The sequence below is a fragment of the Paenibacillus taichungensis genome, assembly GCF_013359905.1.
Lineage (GTDB): Bacteria > Bacillota > Bacilli > Paenibacillales > Paenibacillaceae > Paenibacillus > Paenibacillus taichungensis.
On sequence record NZ_JABMCC010000112.1, the window covers coordinates 129,548 to 142,182 of the forward strand.

Annotated in this window: 12 protein-coding genes; 5 read left to right on the forward strand and 7 right to left on the reverse strand. The window is 44.1% G+C overall.

The annotated features are described in order from the left end of the window. Positions 1-66: 66 nt before the first annotated feature. Positions 67-993, reverse strand: coding sequence for a helix-turn-helix transcriptional regulator (locus HP548_RS16645; RefSeq protein ID WP_175382292.1), 927 nt, complete (start codon positions 991-993; stop codon positions 67-69). Between the two features lie 219 nt (positions 994-1,212). On the opposite strand from HP548_RS16645, the gene HP548_RS16650 reads away from it, so the two are divergent. Beyond that, positions 1,213-2,160: an ABC transporter substrate-binding protein gene (locus tag HP548_RS16650; protein WP_076289238.1), complete on the forward strand. Its 948-nt coding sequence runs from the start codon at positions 1,213-1,215 to the stop codon at positions 2,158-2,160. 178 nt (positions 2,161-2,338) lie between these two features. Beyond that, the gene (locus HP548_RS16655; protein ID WP_175382293.1) at positions 2,339-4,018 is read left to right on the forward strand and encodes a helix-turn-helix domain-containing protein; all 1,680 of its coding nucleotides are present in this window, start codon (positions 2,339-2,341) and stop codon (positions 4,016-4,018) included. A gap of 72 nt (positions 4,019-4,090) precedes the next feature. On the opposite strand, the gene HP548_RS16660 is transcribed toward HP548_RS16655, so the two are convergent. The 3 genes from HP548_RS16660 to HP548_RS16670 form a co-directional block, all read right to left on the reverse strand. Next, positions 4,091-5,038, reverse strand: coding sequence for an ABC transporter substrate-binding protein (locus tag HP548_RS16660; RefSeq protein ID WP_175382294.1), 948 nt, complete (start codon positions 5,036-5,038; stop codon positions 4,091-4,093). 32 nt (positions 5,039-5,070) lie between these two features. Beyond that, positions 5,071-6,378, reverse strand: coding sequence for an NtaA/DmoA family FMN-dependent monooxygenase (locus HP548_RS16665; RefSeq protein WP_175382295.1), 1,308 nt, complete (start codon positions 6,376-6,378; stop codon positions 5,071-5,073). A 331-nt stretch (positions 6,379-6,709) separates the two neighbouring features. Beyond that, a complete protein-coding gene (locus HP548_RS16670) occupies positions 6,710-7,084 on the reverse strand; it encodes a DUF3888 domain-containing protein (protein WP_175382296.1) in 375 nt (124 codons plus the stop codon). 78 nt (positions 7,085-7,162) lie between these two features. On the opposite strand from HP548_RS16670, the gene HP548_RS16675 reads away from it, so the two are divergent. Next, positions 7,163-7,318, forward strand: a complete 156-nt coding sequence (locus HP548_RS16675; RefSeq protein WP_175382297.1) for a hypothetical protein — start codon at positions 7,163-7,165, stop codon at positions 7,316-7,318. A 177-nt stretch (positions 7,319-7,495) separates the two neighbouring features. Continuing rightward, positions 7,496-7,795, forward strand: coding sequence for an alpha/beta hydrolase family protein (locus HP548_RS16680; RefSeq protein ID WP_217504741.1), 300 nt, complete (start codon positions 7,496-7,498; stop codon positions 7,793-7,795). Between the two features lie 3 nt (positions 7,796-7,798). Here the strand turns inward: HP548_RS16680 and HP548_RS16685 are convergent, their stop codons facing one another. Together HP548_RS16685 and HP548_RS16690 are read right to left on the reverse strand one after the other, a co-directional pair. Next, positions 7,799-8,680, reverse strand: a complete 882-nt coding sequence (locus tag HP548_RS16685) for a phosphotransferase family protein (RefSeq protein ID WP_175382298.1) — start codon at positions 8,678-8,680, stop codon at positions 7,799-7,801. A gap of 127 nt (positions 8,681-8,807) precedes the next feature. Continuing rightward, positions 8,808-9,680, reverse strand: a complete 873-nt coding sequence (locus HP548_RS16690; RefSeq protein ID WP_076289231.1) for a LysR family transcriptional regulator — start codon at positions 9,678-9,680, stop codon at positions 8,808-8,810. 114 nt (positions 9,681-9,794) lie between these two features. On the opposite strand from HP548_RS16690, the gene dapA reads away from it, so the two are divergent. Further along, positions 9,795-10,688: a 4-hydroxy-tetrahydrodipicolinate synthase gene (gene dapA, locus HP548_RS16695; protein WP_343054860.1), complete on the forward strand. Its 894-nt coding sequence runs from the start codon at positions 9,795-9,797 to the stop codon at positions 10,686-10,688. A 183-nt stretch (positions 10,689-10,871) separates the two neighbouring features. On the opposite strand, the gene HP548_RS16700 is transcribed toward dapA, so the two are convergent. Further along, positions 10,872-12,086: a GNAT family N-acetyltransferase gene (locus HP548_RS16700; RefSeq protein ID WP_099856135.1), complete on the reverse strand. Its 1,215-nt coding sequence runs from the start codon at positions 12,084-12,086 to the stop codon at positions 10,872-10,874. Positions 12,087-12,635: the final 549 nt, after the last annotated feature.

Sequence of the window (12,635 nt, forward strand, 5' to 3'; positions counted from 1 at the left end):
ATGTTCATCATTGTATAGGGAGTTGGAGGTGCTGTCTTTAAACGATCAAGCTGTGTTTTTGTACAATCAGGACATTCGGGGTGGGTAATGCATTTTGCCAGAGCGGCCTTCGGCAAACTGATTGCGTCGGAATTTGGCCGGGGAAACACCAAGCTCGCGGGTGAATATCCGGGTAAAATAGTGCACGGATTGGAACCCGCACTTGATGGCAATATCTTTAATTGGTGTCTGTTCATTTAATAAGAGCCCAGCGGCTTGCTGCACACGTCGTTCCTGAATGTAGTGGACGAAGGACTGCCCCAGATTTTCCTGAAACAACCGGGTCAGGTGACGGGATGAAATGTGGAGGTGTCTTGACACCGTCATAAGTGTAAGCTCATTGATCAAATTATCATCAATGTATCGTTTGGCCTGTCGGAACAATGTATTTTGTTCCATGGGCTGCTCTCCCGTATCGGCCCAGTCTGTTCGAGTCGGAACGTGCAAATCTGCTATCGATAACAGCAGAGAAGCGGAAATTTGCTTTACAGCAAGTGGAAGAGTTGCCCCAGGCTGGTCGAAAGAAGTAATGAGCGCTTGCCATAAATGGCCAGTTGGCGTAAGGTCCGCTTGCTGGGATACGCTTTGTCCAAGCTCGGCAAGTCGACGGAAAAATTCAGTATAATAAACATCTGTGTGGGCTTCATCCAGTTCGAAAGCCACATAAGAAAGTGTCAGTCCGGTCTGGCTGCGAATTTGATGCCATACGCCTGGAAGAGATAGAAATGCTGTTCCTTTATTTAAAGCATAATGCTGGTTTTGTTCTATGTAGCTTCCTTCACCGTCTACCACATAACAAGCCTCAAAAAAGGAATGCCGGTGGAAGGCATTGTCGAAATGATCGGGCATGAATCCCCAATACAAAATGGACAATGAAAGCCCTGTTTGCTCCACTTTTGTAATATAACGATTGCATATGTGATTGGCCCGGCGGAAGCTGGCTTCGATGGTCATGGCGTTCCTCTCCCTTCAAGCTCTCATTATACGTTTACATAACAAAAAGGCAATCCAGAGTTGATTGCTTTTATGGTAAATAGATCGGTCCATTGACATTTGTCCAAACAAATTCGTTGCTTTTTTTTCATTGTCTCCCCTCTTAATGATGCCTATAATAACATTTGTAATTGATAATCATTATCATTTATAAACCAAAAAAAGCAGGGGGCAACAGGAATGAACAGCACATTAATGAAACAACTAACAATATGGGGAGCAAGCTTCCTTCTTCTTGCTGTGTTGGCAGCGTGCAGTCGTTCGGAAAGCATTCCTTCTCAGGAGCTTGAGGAGAATCGTGAGCAAACCATAAGCTATACAACCCAATCAGGTGAACAGGTTGAGATTCCGGCGCAATCACAGCGGGTCATTTATCTTGGTTCTACACTAGAAGATCTGCTCGCAATGGACATTCCTGTCGTTGGAGCCAATCTGGTTCATGCCACGGGCAGCTATACGGAAGGCCGATTGGAAGGTATTGAGGATGTTGGGAATCCTGGAGACCTGGAGGCAATAGCTGCCTTGCAGCCTGATTTGATTTTAAATGGCTACACAGAAGATGCAGACCGAAATACGGCTTTTGCAAAGATTGCTCCTACCATCCCCTTTAATTCAGCATTGCCGTTCAAAGAACGCGTGCGAGAGCTCGGTACCATATTTGACAAAAAAGATGAGGCAGAAAAATGGATAACCAAATTTGATGCAAAATCGGAATTGATGTGGGACAAACTGCAATTGGAAGACGGTGAGACGGCAACGATTTTCTTGCAATTGGGCAAAAAACTCTACGTTATGGGCAATCGTTCGCTGGGCGTAGTCCTGTATCAAGAGCGCGGATTCGCAATCCCGCCGGCCATTCAGCAGAATATTATCGCCAAAGACCAAACCTTCATTGAAGTGTCGGAAGAACTGCTGCCGGAATACGCGGGGGATCATCTCTTTGTACTCGTTCTCGGCAACGACGAGAGCCAGGCAGAGTCAGATCGGATGATGCAAAGCCCATTGTGGCAAACGTTACCTGCAGTTCAGAATGGGAACGTCTATACCACCTCTGCTGAATGGAACACCGATAACCTGCTGGCTTTGGAGCAGTTGCTTGATGAACTGCCGAAGTGGATGAACCGGTAATAACTAACGTCGAATATTGTTGACCCCCATTTTGGCTCTGCGCCTGTGGGGGATTTTTTATGCAAAGATCGGCACCTTGTTTTGGTACCTGTTTCATAATTAACGGTCTGTAAAGCAAAAAAATATGATACACTATTGAAGTTGAGAATTATTATCATTTAGATGGGAGGGCTCTCGAATGCGAATGGCTTCCCTTTACATTCAACTGCAGCAGTATGAACTGCTTCAGCTTGCCCGGCTGTCGGAATCCAACAGCCCAAGTATACCAGCGGAGAACATCGGTGCCGATTGCTGCACGCTGCTCATCGCACTGGATCGGGGCGTTCGCCTGCATATCAACAATATCGCCCAAGATTTGCGGCAAGGCAGTTGTATACTGCTACTGCCGCAGCAAACCTTCTGCCTGGAAGGGACCTGTGAGCAAGCGAGGGTGATTCGGTTTACTTTTCAGGCTTTTGAAGTGGAAGGACTGGTCCTGCGTCATGTCGCAAGCCCACCCCTCATACCAAGCTATCCTTATAGTCTGCCTTTTTCCACATTAAAAAGCGTATTAGGGAACGAGGACTTGGCATCGTTCCAACCTGTGCAAAGCAGCCCTGTCCCCCCTCCACTGTTGGCTATTCTACAGGCAAGATTGCAACTGGTGCTCGGCATGATGGCCCAATTGGAGCAAACCTCCTCTTCCCCAGTCCATAATGAAAAAGCAGTACAACGTACGCTAAGCTACATAGAGCAGCACTACAACGAAGATTTGACTGTGGAGCAGTTGGCCGAAATGGCCGGAATGGTCCGCTGGAAATATAGCAAACTGTTCAAGGCTATCGCTGGCAAGAAGCCGACCGATTATATTACAGAACTGCGGGTCAAACACGCCAAGCGGATGCTGATCAGTTCCACTGAGCCCTTGCGCGAAATATCCCGTCAAGTCGGCTTTAAGGATGAATATTATTTCAGCCGTCGCTTTCAGCAACTGACTGGTTCTCCTCCACGCGAGTATGCCAATACCCAGCTGCGTTCCAGAAGGCGAACGGTAACCGACTCGCTTGGTAGGCAGATTCGTCTTCCGGAAGTGACGACGCGTGTAGTGGCAACTGGTACAAATACCCTCGGTGAATTGCTTGCCCTCGGCATTTGCCCCGTCGGAGCAGGAATTGCGACTATGAAATCACAAGTCATATACAGAAACAGGCTACAGAACATTTCTGATATTGGGCTGCGAGCGGCACCGGAGCAAGTCTCACCGCTGAAGCCGGATCTTATGCTGCTAGGCAATTATTGCGAGCAGCAGCTCCCCGAGTTGGACGCCATTGCACCAACGATTGTATATTATGAAACAAACAGCACCTATGAGCGTCTTCGTTACATTGCCAGCCTTTTTGACCGTGACAAAGCAGCCGAGCAATGGATTAATCGATACGAGAACCGTATGAGGCAAATACGGCGACAGCTGGAAGACCAGTATGCCGCAGGTGAGTATGCAACCGTCTATCTGCTGCTTGGTACGAACGTTTATGTTATGGGGAAAACCGGATTTGCGGCTACTTTGTATGAAGCCCTCGGCTTCCGTCCCTCCCTGCCAGTCCATCGTCTCATTGAAGATAAAAAGCCCTGGATACAAATCAGGCACAACGAAATCAGACATTACACCGCCGGCCGTAACTTTGTACTGGTACCCAAAGAGGAGATGCAATTAAACGCTCCGAGCCCGCTGTTAACCTTAGTTTTAAACTTGGCACCCAGCAAAGTCCATGTGGTGGAGGCCAGCTGGAACTATGACGATCCTATAACTCGCGAAAGGCTGCTGACTGTTCTGCCTTCTATCTTGGCTAAGAAACAGCATGCTGTGGTGCAGGTTTAAATTATGCTTTTCCTCCTGACATACAAAAATCCGATTGCGTTCAGTATCAGCAATCGGATTTTTGTATAAATTTTATTGTTCAGCCAATTTCAGAAAATACTCTGATGCCAAACGGACAGCCAGGACACTCGCACTATTGAGGGAGTTATCAAATATAAGAACATGGTTGTTTTTTACGGCCTCCAGTGAGTTCCATACCTTTGAAGATTCCTTTTCCTTCACAGCTGCCTTTGCAACATCAATATCATGCTGGATAATAATATAATCGGGATTCATGTCGTATAGCCCCTCCAGCGTAAGCGCCTCACCACCCTCAGGATATCCCTTCGGTGCCAACAATCCAAAGCCTGCAGTTTGATTATAGTACATTGTATTTTTAGATCCTTGAGCATTAAAATTGGCTTTTCCATCAACCCGCAACAAGGCAAAGGTCTTATCCTCAAGAGCACCTAGCTGATCTTTCGTTTTTGCTATCATTTCCTGGGTTTCCTTAATCAATTGTTCTGCATGCTTTTCTTTTCCAACAACCTCAGCGAGAAGCATCGTTGTTTTTTCCCAGGTATCGGTGTAGTCGATCAAAATGACAGGAGCAATCTTGTTCAACTCATCATAAATGGTATCCACAGACCCGTTAAAGGTTACAATCACATCAGGCTGCGCCTCAATAATCTTTTCCAGATTCGCTGAGTCGCTACCCAAATCAATAATGTCAGCAGACCCGGCGTAAGGCTGTAAAGTTGCAAACTTCTCCATCGCTTCCGCCGCGCTTATTGATGCGATTGGAGGCGTATCCAGAGCAAAAAAGTAATCTAAGTACAATGGATGCAGCACCGCTATACGCTCTGGGCGTTTTTCAAGCACCACCCCATTATCGCTGGCATCCGCAATGGTTCTTGGCCATGCTTCACCCTCGATCTTGCTCGCCTCAGGAGTAACTGCAGCGGGCGTTTCGGAGCATCCAGCCAGTATCCCCCCTGCAAGTAAAATTACAGTTAAAATCAATCCAGTTAGTCTTTTCATATGTCCTCCCCAATTACTGTGTATACAATGTTTTATGAATTCCCTAAATGATCGCGCAATGTTTCCCCGGTATATTCACTTCTGAACAGTCCTCTTTCAACCAACTTCGGAATCAGCTTATCCAAAAATAATTCCATCGATTTTTCTGAACCGCCTGGCAGGGCAATGAATCCATCAATAGCACCAGCCTCAACCCGCTCCATAATATCATTCATTACGGTCTCGACTGTTCCTACAGATACCCAATGGGCAGATCCGACAACCTCCGGCCGATTCAGAATATCTTTCACTGTAGGCTGGTATTTTGTAATATATCGGCGCAACAATTCAGCATGTGTACGACTGCGAACAGCCTGATCCGGACCAGGTAGCATATCCTCGGTTACGCGTTGATCCAAGGGGAAACTGCTTAAATCAAGACCCATCAACGATTGCAGAGAGGCATGTCTGCGCTCAAGACTTAAATGGGCATGAGTAGCCTTATGTAATTCAAGCGCTTCTTCGTGCGTATCAGCCAGGAAAAAATATAAACCCGGCAAAACTTTAATCGTGTTCGGATCGCGCCCATGTTCTACAGCTCGTTTTCTCAAATCACTTCGCAATTCCACACCCGATTCAAGATCCGGCATGGCCGCAAAAATAGCATCCGCTACGGATGAAGCAAAATTCCGGCCAATATCCGAAGCACCGGCTTGAAACAGAGGAATGGTTCCCGCTGGATGAGAAGGTAAAGTAAGTGGCCCTTTTACATTGAAAAATTCACCGGTATGATGAATAGCAGTTACTTTTTCCTTATCAGAAAATATGCCTGACTCACGGTCGATAACAATAGCATCATTCGGAAAACTATCCCAAAGCTTGCACACCACATCGGTAAATTCGATTGCCTTCGCATACCGCTCTTCCGGTGATGGCATTGGTGAATTTCCGAAATTTTCGGCGCCTTCAATAGAAGTGACAATATTCCAGCCGGCACGACCATTGCTTAGCCAGTTCAAGGATTGAAGCTGACGGGCAACAACATAAGGCGGATTAAACGTGGTAGAAATGGTCGTAACGAGTCCGATCCGATTGGTTTCACGAGCTATTGCTGCAAAAAACAAAGTAGGATCTGGGCTACCGAAATTAGAAGAATCGCCTAACATCTGCGGGCTAATATACAGATAATCAGCTCTGAAAAGAAAATCGAGCTTAGCGTTCTCCGCCATTTTTGCCCAATGAATATAATAGTCAATGGTTCCTGTCTGCTCCACTCCGCTATCCGGGTGCCGCCAACCGTCACCTTTATTCCATGTTGCATTCAAGGACAATCCAATACATAGTTGTCTGTTTAAAGTCATTTCTACCAACCTTTCTTAGTTCTTATCATTGTTTGCTCCTAGAAAGCCCTCCCGCTCAAAATCGAGCCGCTCTAAGTAATAATGATTCTCATTATCAAAATAAAGTTTAGCAAGGATTCAAGCAAATTTAAATACACAAGTTACAAATCTGATATGCACAATTATCTAAACTATGGTTGGACAGCTAAAGGTTAGGTCCTTGCCTCACGACAAAACAAAAAAGCCGCATCGATGCGACTTTTATCTTTCAACACTATAACTTGTGTCATCTGTACTGTTTGACACACTGCTGTCTCTGCACCGATGCCACTTCTAAATTAGATAGTCAAAGTTACTCGTTCCTATGGATATATTGAATTAACTTAACTTTACCGGGATCGATATCGAATGTCATAAACTCCTTCGCATTCGGAGAATTGTGTGGACCATAGTAGGTGCTGACTTCTACAACTATTCGAAAGGCATAAGATCCAGGCAATTTCCTTTGTAGTTCTAGCACCTTCATATCATATAAACCATAACTTGCCTGCGGCTTCTGAATTTTTTGATAATACTGAGTAATCGCCAGCTGTATGGACGGATTAAGTAACGTCAAAGATAAAGGTTTAAACTCCTCCTCATTCACTGTGTTAGGCTCTGCATAGGTTAAAGTGTTTAGATTTAGCGTTAGAATACAAATAACAAAGATGCATAATACGTTCCTCATGTTTTCCGCTCCTTCTCCTATCAAGTTTCCCAATAGTTGATTTTATAAACCGTATAATCATAATCAGAGGTGACGTTGATGAACGAAATTAATTTAGCATTTATCCTTGTTGCAAAACGCAGAGAAAAAGGATTAACACAGGATGCATTGGCTGCATTTATCGCTGTTTCCAAAGCGTCAGTTTCCAAGGGGAAAATATGTGGAAACCTGCGTGGATGGATTCTTTCCTTTTAAGCTTCATGGGGATTCCTTTTTGAACTGATTGAACCGTGGCTGAAAGATTTCTACATCGCCGCTCCCCGCAGCGAGCAGGTTATAAAGAATAGCATAATGAGGGGTGTTGGGATGAATCCAGCGTTTGATTCGTTACGTGAATTTCCCGAATAAACATGCTGATTGGAGGTTAGGGGAATGAACGAAAAAATAATAATTGGCAAAGGGACGAAATATCCTCTTAATGGATTTTTGCCACTGCCAGAGGATGGCTCATCGAAAGTTCCGGCTTTGGTACTAGTACATGCCTCTGGCCCTGCGGATATGGATGAAAAAGTGGGTAATAACTTCCCTTTCAAAGACCTTGCCGAAGGATTGTCAGACAAAGGAGTCGCCGTGCTACGATATGACAAAAGAACACTCGTTTATGAAAAAGAAATGAAAAACGATACCAGCTTATCCGTTAAAGAAGAAACGATTGAAGATGCTATCCATTAGTAATCAGTAACTGACTGATTTCTTCAATACTTCTATACTTTCCTGAAGGAACGATTGATTTCTTTCAACTCCTCTGTTTTTACACCAAACAACGGCACCGAAAGCATCATAGAAATTATAGAACGGCAATACAATTTCGAGATTTAACATGTTCCGAATGGTTTGGTAACCTTCGAAATACGGGGACTTCGTTCTCGGGTTTACTTCCCAAATATATCTATTGATTTTAGTAAAGTCTATTTCAGAGGAGCCACCCCGGGCACTCTCAAAATCAATAATGCCAGTAACCCTGTTACCATTCACCAATATATTGCCAGGTCGAAAATCCATATGTACAAAACAGGGTCCGTCAGGATCTGGTAAAGCAGAGAACACGCCATCAAAATGAAGAATACATCGTTCATACAATGCTGGTTCGAGGAGCTCTTTGCAGGGCTCTTTCCACTTTTCGAAATTGTTTTTGATATGTAGTCGCCAATTATTTTGGTCAAGAAATTTAAATCCGTCGGTTGAATGGTAACCGTATCCTGGTGTTTTTACCTCATGGAGCATCGCATGATACACACCCATTTGAAAAGATAGCTTCTCATCCATATTTTCTGTACAAGGAACCCCTTGAATTGCAGAGAGAAGTAATGCTCCAGTATTACTTTCATCCCCACACCAAATGTCCAATACCTTAGGAACAGGTATGACGTCCTTCAATATTTCAAGCACCTGAAATTCGCGAAACAGCTTATCCTTGTTAAATGGAATCTTCACATATACATCTTCTCCACTAACAAGAGTAAGTTTAAATACATCAGAACTATATGATTCCGGAACATCTTCAATATTCAAGACATTCAACTTCAGCTTTTCTATAACGTTTAGAATGGAACTCATATGGCACCTCCTTTATTGGGCGTTCAAATATAAATCAGCGAGCCCGTTTGATGTGGCTCGCTGATTTTATGGGATCTTATATTAACATATTTATCCTGTATTTGGCTAATGAGATAACTGCAACTTTTTACTTTTTCAAGCTTTCCATAAAATCATGCAGTGCGTTGGATACCCACTTCTTCGGATGAAGGACGAGCTGTATTTCGAGTTGGAGCTCTGCATGTTCAAGGGGTAAGGCTTTCAACTCTCCCCGCTCGATTTCTTCCATTACAGCCATTTGCGGCAAAATCGAAATGCCCTCCCCTGACTTAATGCTTCTTTTGATCGCTTCCGGATTGCCAAGTTCCAGACCGATCCGATAAGGGATTGAATTCGCGCGAAGGACTCTTTCAAGCAGCTGCCTGTAATTGCAGGTATCTTCAGGCATGATCCATTCCATATCCTTTAGATCCTTCAATTCAATCTGCGTTTTGGCGATCAGCGGATGCTGTGGATGGACGATCAGCAAAAGCGGTTCTTGGCGAATGGTAATCCACTGCAAAGCCGGATCGCTCGAATCATCTGCGAGAATAAGTCCGATATCGGCTTCACCTTCCCTGACCTGATGCAAAATTAACCCCTCACGGTTCGTATGCAGTCGTATGTTCAGATCCGGGTATTCCTTACGGGTGGCTTGCATATATGGAGGTAAAAAGTAAGAAGCGATAGAATCCATCGTACCGATCGTTAAGGAGCCACCACCCTGCTTCGCCATTTTTTCCTTGGACTGCTCAAACAATTCCAACATCTGTCCGGCAAGCTTGAACAGCTCTTCCCCGGCAGAAGTCAGACGAATCTTGTTATTGCTATAGCGTTCAAACAGTTTGACTTGGTATGCTTTTTCCAGCTTCTGAATTTGCGTAGTAACACTGGATTGTGCATAACCCAGCACCTCTGCGGCTCGGGTGAAGCTCTCACGAATTGCGACCTCTCTGAACGTCTGAAGATAGATTAAATCCAACTTGCTCACCTCATCGAAAATATTGATGACAACTATCATTTGTTATAGGTAACTGTGATGCTGATTCCTATGTTACATTAGTTTCAATATAACGGGAAGAGGTAGTTGATAATGATGAATGAACAACATGTTCAAGGAATTTATATACCGGTAATTGCCCCTTTTTCGGATGATAACAAACTCGACATTGAATCGTATCGCAAATATGTTACCCATCTTGCCAAACACGACATTCAGGGATTGGTTGTAAACGGCACGACCGGAGAATCTCCGACTGTTTCCTGGGATGAAGTAAAGCAGATGGTGGAAGTAACGAAAGAGATTTTGATCAGTCTGAACAAAACCATCCCCCTCGTTGTGGGAACAGGAACCAATGATACCTATTCGACGGTTCATCGGACCGAAATGGCCGCTGAATTGGGAGCAGATGCTGCTCTGGTGGTCACTCCTTATTACAACAGACCGACGCAAGAAGGAATTCTAGAGCATTTCTCCAACGCGTCCCGGACAGGATTGCCAATCCTAGTTTATGAGATTCCGGCTCGAACCGGTAGTCGCATGACCTTGGATACGATGAGAAAAGTCATGGATCTGGACGGGGTTATTGGCCTGAAGGACAGCACTGGCGGTTTGGATCTGCTGCTGGCGCTAACCCAACATGAGACGAAGCCTGTACTTTGCGGCGAGGATGCATATTTCCATGCGATGCTATGTCAAGGTGCTGCAGGCGGGATGGTAGCATCTGCTAATATTCATACCCAACGGTATGTGGACGTGTATCAACGCTTTGTATCTGGTGACGTGAATGCGTCAAGAGACAGCTTTAAGCAGCTGCAGCCACTGATTAGTGACGTGTTTGCAGAGCCTGCTCCAGCCTCGATCAAATGGTGGCTTGCTCAGCAACAGCTGATTGCCTCTGCAAAACTGCGTCTGCCGCTGACTGCCGCATCGGAAAAAGCAAAACAAAGGTTGGCGGATACACTCGCAGAGATGGTCGTACCTTCTTAAACTTGCTACAATTATGAGTATATCCAGTCTGATTTAATGAAACATCATGGAATGGAAATAAAAAACAACCAGTATTGATACATCAATACTGGTTGTTTTAACTTTAAACACAGATCTTCAGACGAAGAACTAGATATTGCTAATTCACCATTAATCAAGGAATGCTGAGCACAACTTTGAATATTAAAAGTAATCCGAAAAGTAAGGTGCCTGCTGCTCAATAGCATCTTCTAACAAATCAAGCGTTTCTGGATCACATTTAATCCGGCCAATCTTATGCAGATACTCAGGACGCTTATAACCTAACAACATGGTCGTCATGGTTTGGATACTTATGCTGTCTTCACTACGTCGATTTTGACTCCGAATTACTCTTCCGCTTCCATTCGGTTCAATTTGTAGAGTAAATGTGCCTTGATTCCATGAAAGCAACGGATCTTGCAAAGTAAAGGTCCATTCTCTATCCATCGCTGCGGGTTTGAACGGATATTTCGAGATAAATTGCTCAATGTCCACGATCCGTGCCATAAAGTAAGGCGAAATGGTTTCCTTAATATCAGCATCTTCCAGCAAAAAGGCAAGCTGTTCATCGGTATGAATATTACCTACCACTTTAGATATCATTGAAAAATGCGCACTAATGAAATTCCACAGCCCACTTCGTGCCTCTTCATGAATGAAGATCATATCTTTGACGTGGAACACTTCTTCTTCAATCCAATATAAAATATATCCATCCGGTTGACCGTCTTCTCCATAATAGACAGCTGCAGTTAAATCATCTGAATCCCACCGCCAATACTCACTCCACGCCAGTTCTTTCCGCAGCATCGCTCCATGGGTTTGCATCGAAAAGCGTTCATAAGCCACCTTCACATCTTCGCTGTCGGGTTCTACACGTGCCACATCGCCAGGAACAGGTTTGTTTTTGGGTAATTGGAAGTCTTGAACCTCAAACACGATTTTATCAGATATAATCTCCCATCCTTTACGGCGATAATACGGTATGGAGTAAGGATACAAGTAAGAAATGGATTGTTCCTGTTCACGCATATTGGTGAGAGCTTGCAGCAGAAGTTTATTCATTAAACCTTGACCCGAATATTCAGGGAAGGTTCCCACACCAGTAACGCCACCCATAGCATAAGTTTGGTTAAAAATCCGAACCTCAAATGGATATATGGATACCTGAGAAATCAGTTTTTCTCCATCGAACCATCCAAGTACATCTGCTTGTTGTAAGACAGGTGATTTTTCATGGAGAATTTCGCTTTCTTTCCAGCCATGTTTGTGAAGATCATTATGAGTAACCTGAAATACATAGCGTAACAGCTGGCTATATTGTTCTAAATGTGACAAATCTACTTTTTTCATTTTTAAATTTTGCTTACGATGCATGCCAGTTATTCTCCCTTGGTTTTAAATTATATTATTTACCAATTGCTTCAGAATCATGCTGGCGCTGATCTAGGTTAGCAGATCGAAGTGCGACGGAAGGGATAGCGGCTGTCGGGCCAGCAACAGAACCAATTAGAATCCAAAACTATTTTCGAAGCCGATCTGATCGTTAGTGGTCGGTGTTGAGATTGAGCGCCAGATTGAGGCATTATTAGCAGGTCTTAGCGAGACGGAGCGGTCACAGCTTATAGCTATTTCATCTAAAATCTTGAGTACTCCAATCGTTAAATGACGGGACTTTCACTTCCCTCTTTTATTTATCCTTTAACTTCAATTGAATAAAACAGGTACGAGGCGCAGTAAACAAAGCCAGCCGAAAGCGGATCGCTCCAATATTCTATATAGGTTTTTCCCTGAATTGAATGAATTGAAATGAATTCATCCAACTCATCTATTCATTTCATATTCTTGTATCACTTCAGCCTCATTCGATAAAACAAAAAGCCGCTAAAATAGCGACTTTTGATGGGTCCATCTTCTTGCCCTGCA

Bases quoted from the DNA above. Each gene is read 5' to 3' on its own strand.
- HP548_RS16645 (WP_175382292.1), bottom strand. From the start codon at position 993: ATGACCATCGAAGCCAGCTTCCGCCGGGCCAATCACATATGCAATCGT.
- HP548_RS16650 (WP_076289238.1), top strand. From the start codon at position 1,213: ATGAACAGCACATTAATGAAACAACTAACAATATGGGGAGCAAGCTTC.
- HP548_RS16655 (WP_175382293.1), top strand. From the start codon at position 2,339: ATGCGAATGGCTTCCCTTTACATTCAACTGCAGCAGTATGAACTGCTT.
- HP548_RS16660 (WP_175382294.1), bottom strand. From the start codon at position 5,038: ATGAAAAGACTAACTGGATTGATTTTAACTGTAATTTTACTTGCAGGG.
- HP548_RS16665 (WP_175382295.1), bottom strand. From the start codon at position 6,378: ATGACTTTAAACAGACAACTATGTATTGGATTGTCCTTGAATGCAACA.
- HP548_RS16670 (WP_175382296.1), bottom strand. From the start codon at position 7,084: ATGAGGAACGTATTATGCATCTTTGTTATTTGTATTCTAACGCTAAAT.
- HP548_RS16675 (WP_175382297.1), top strand. From the start codon at position 7,163: ATGAACGAAATTAATTTAGCATTTATCCTTGTTGCAAAACGCAGAGAA.
- HP548_RS16680 (WP_217504741.1), top strand. From the start codon at position 7,496: ATGAACGAAAAAATAATAATTGGCAAAGGGACGAAATATCCTCTTAAT.
- HP548_RS16685 (WP_175382298.1), bottom strand. From the start codon at position 8,680: ATGAGTTCCATTCTAAACGTTATAGAAAAGCTGAAGTTGAATGTCTTG.
- dapA (WP_343054860.1), top strand. From the start codon at position 9,795: ATGAATGAACAACATGTTCAAGGAATTTATATACCGGTAATTGCCCCT.
- HP548_RS16700 (WP_099856135.1), bottom strand. From the start codon at position 12,086: ATGCATCGTAAGCAAAATTTAAAAATGAAAAAAGTAGATTTGTCACAT.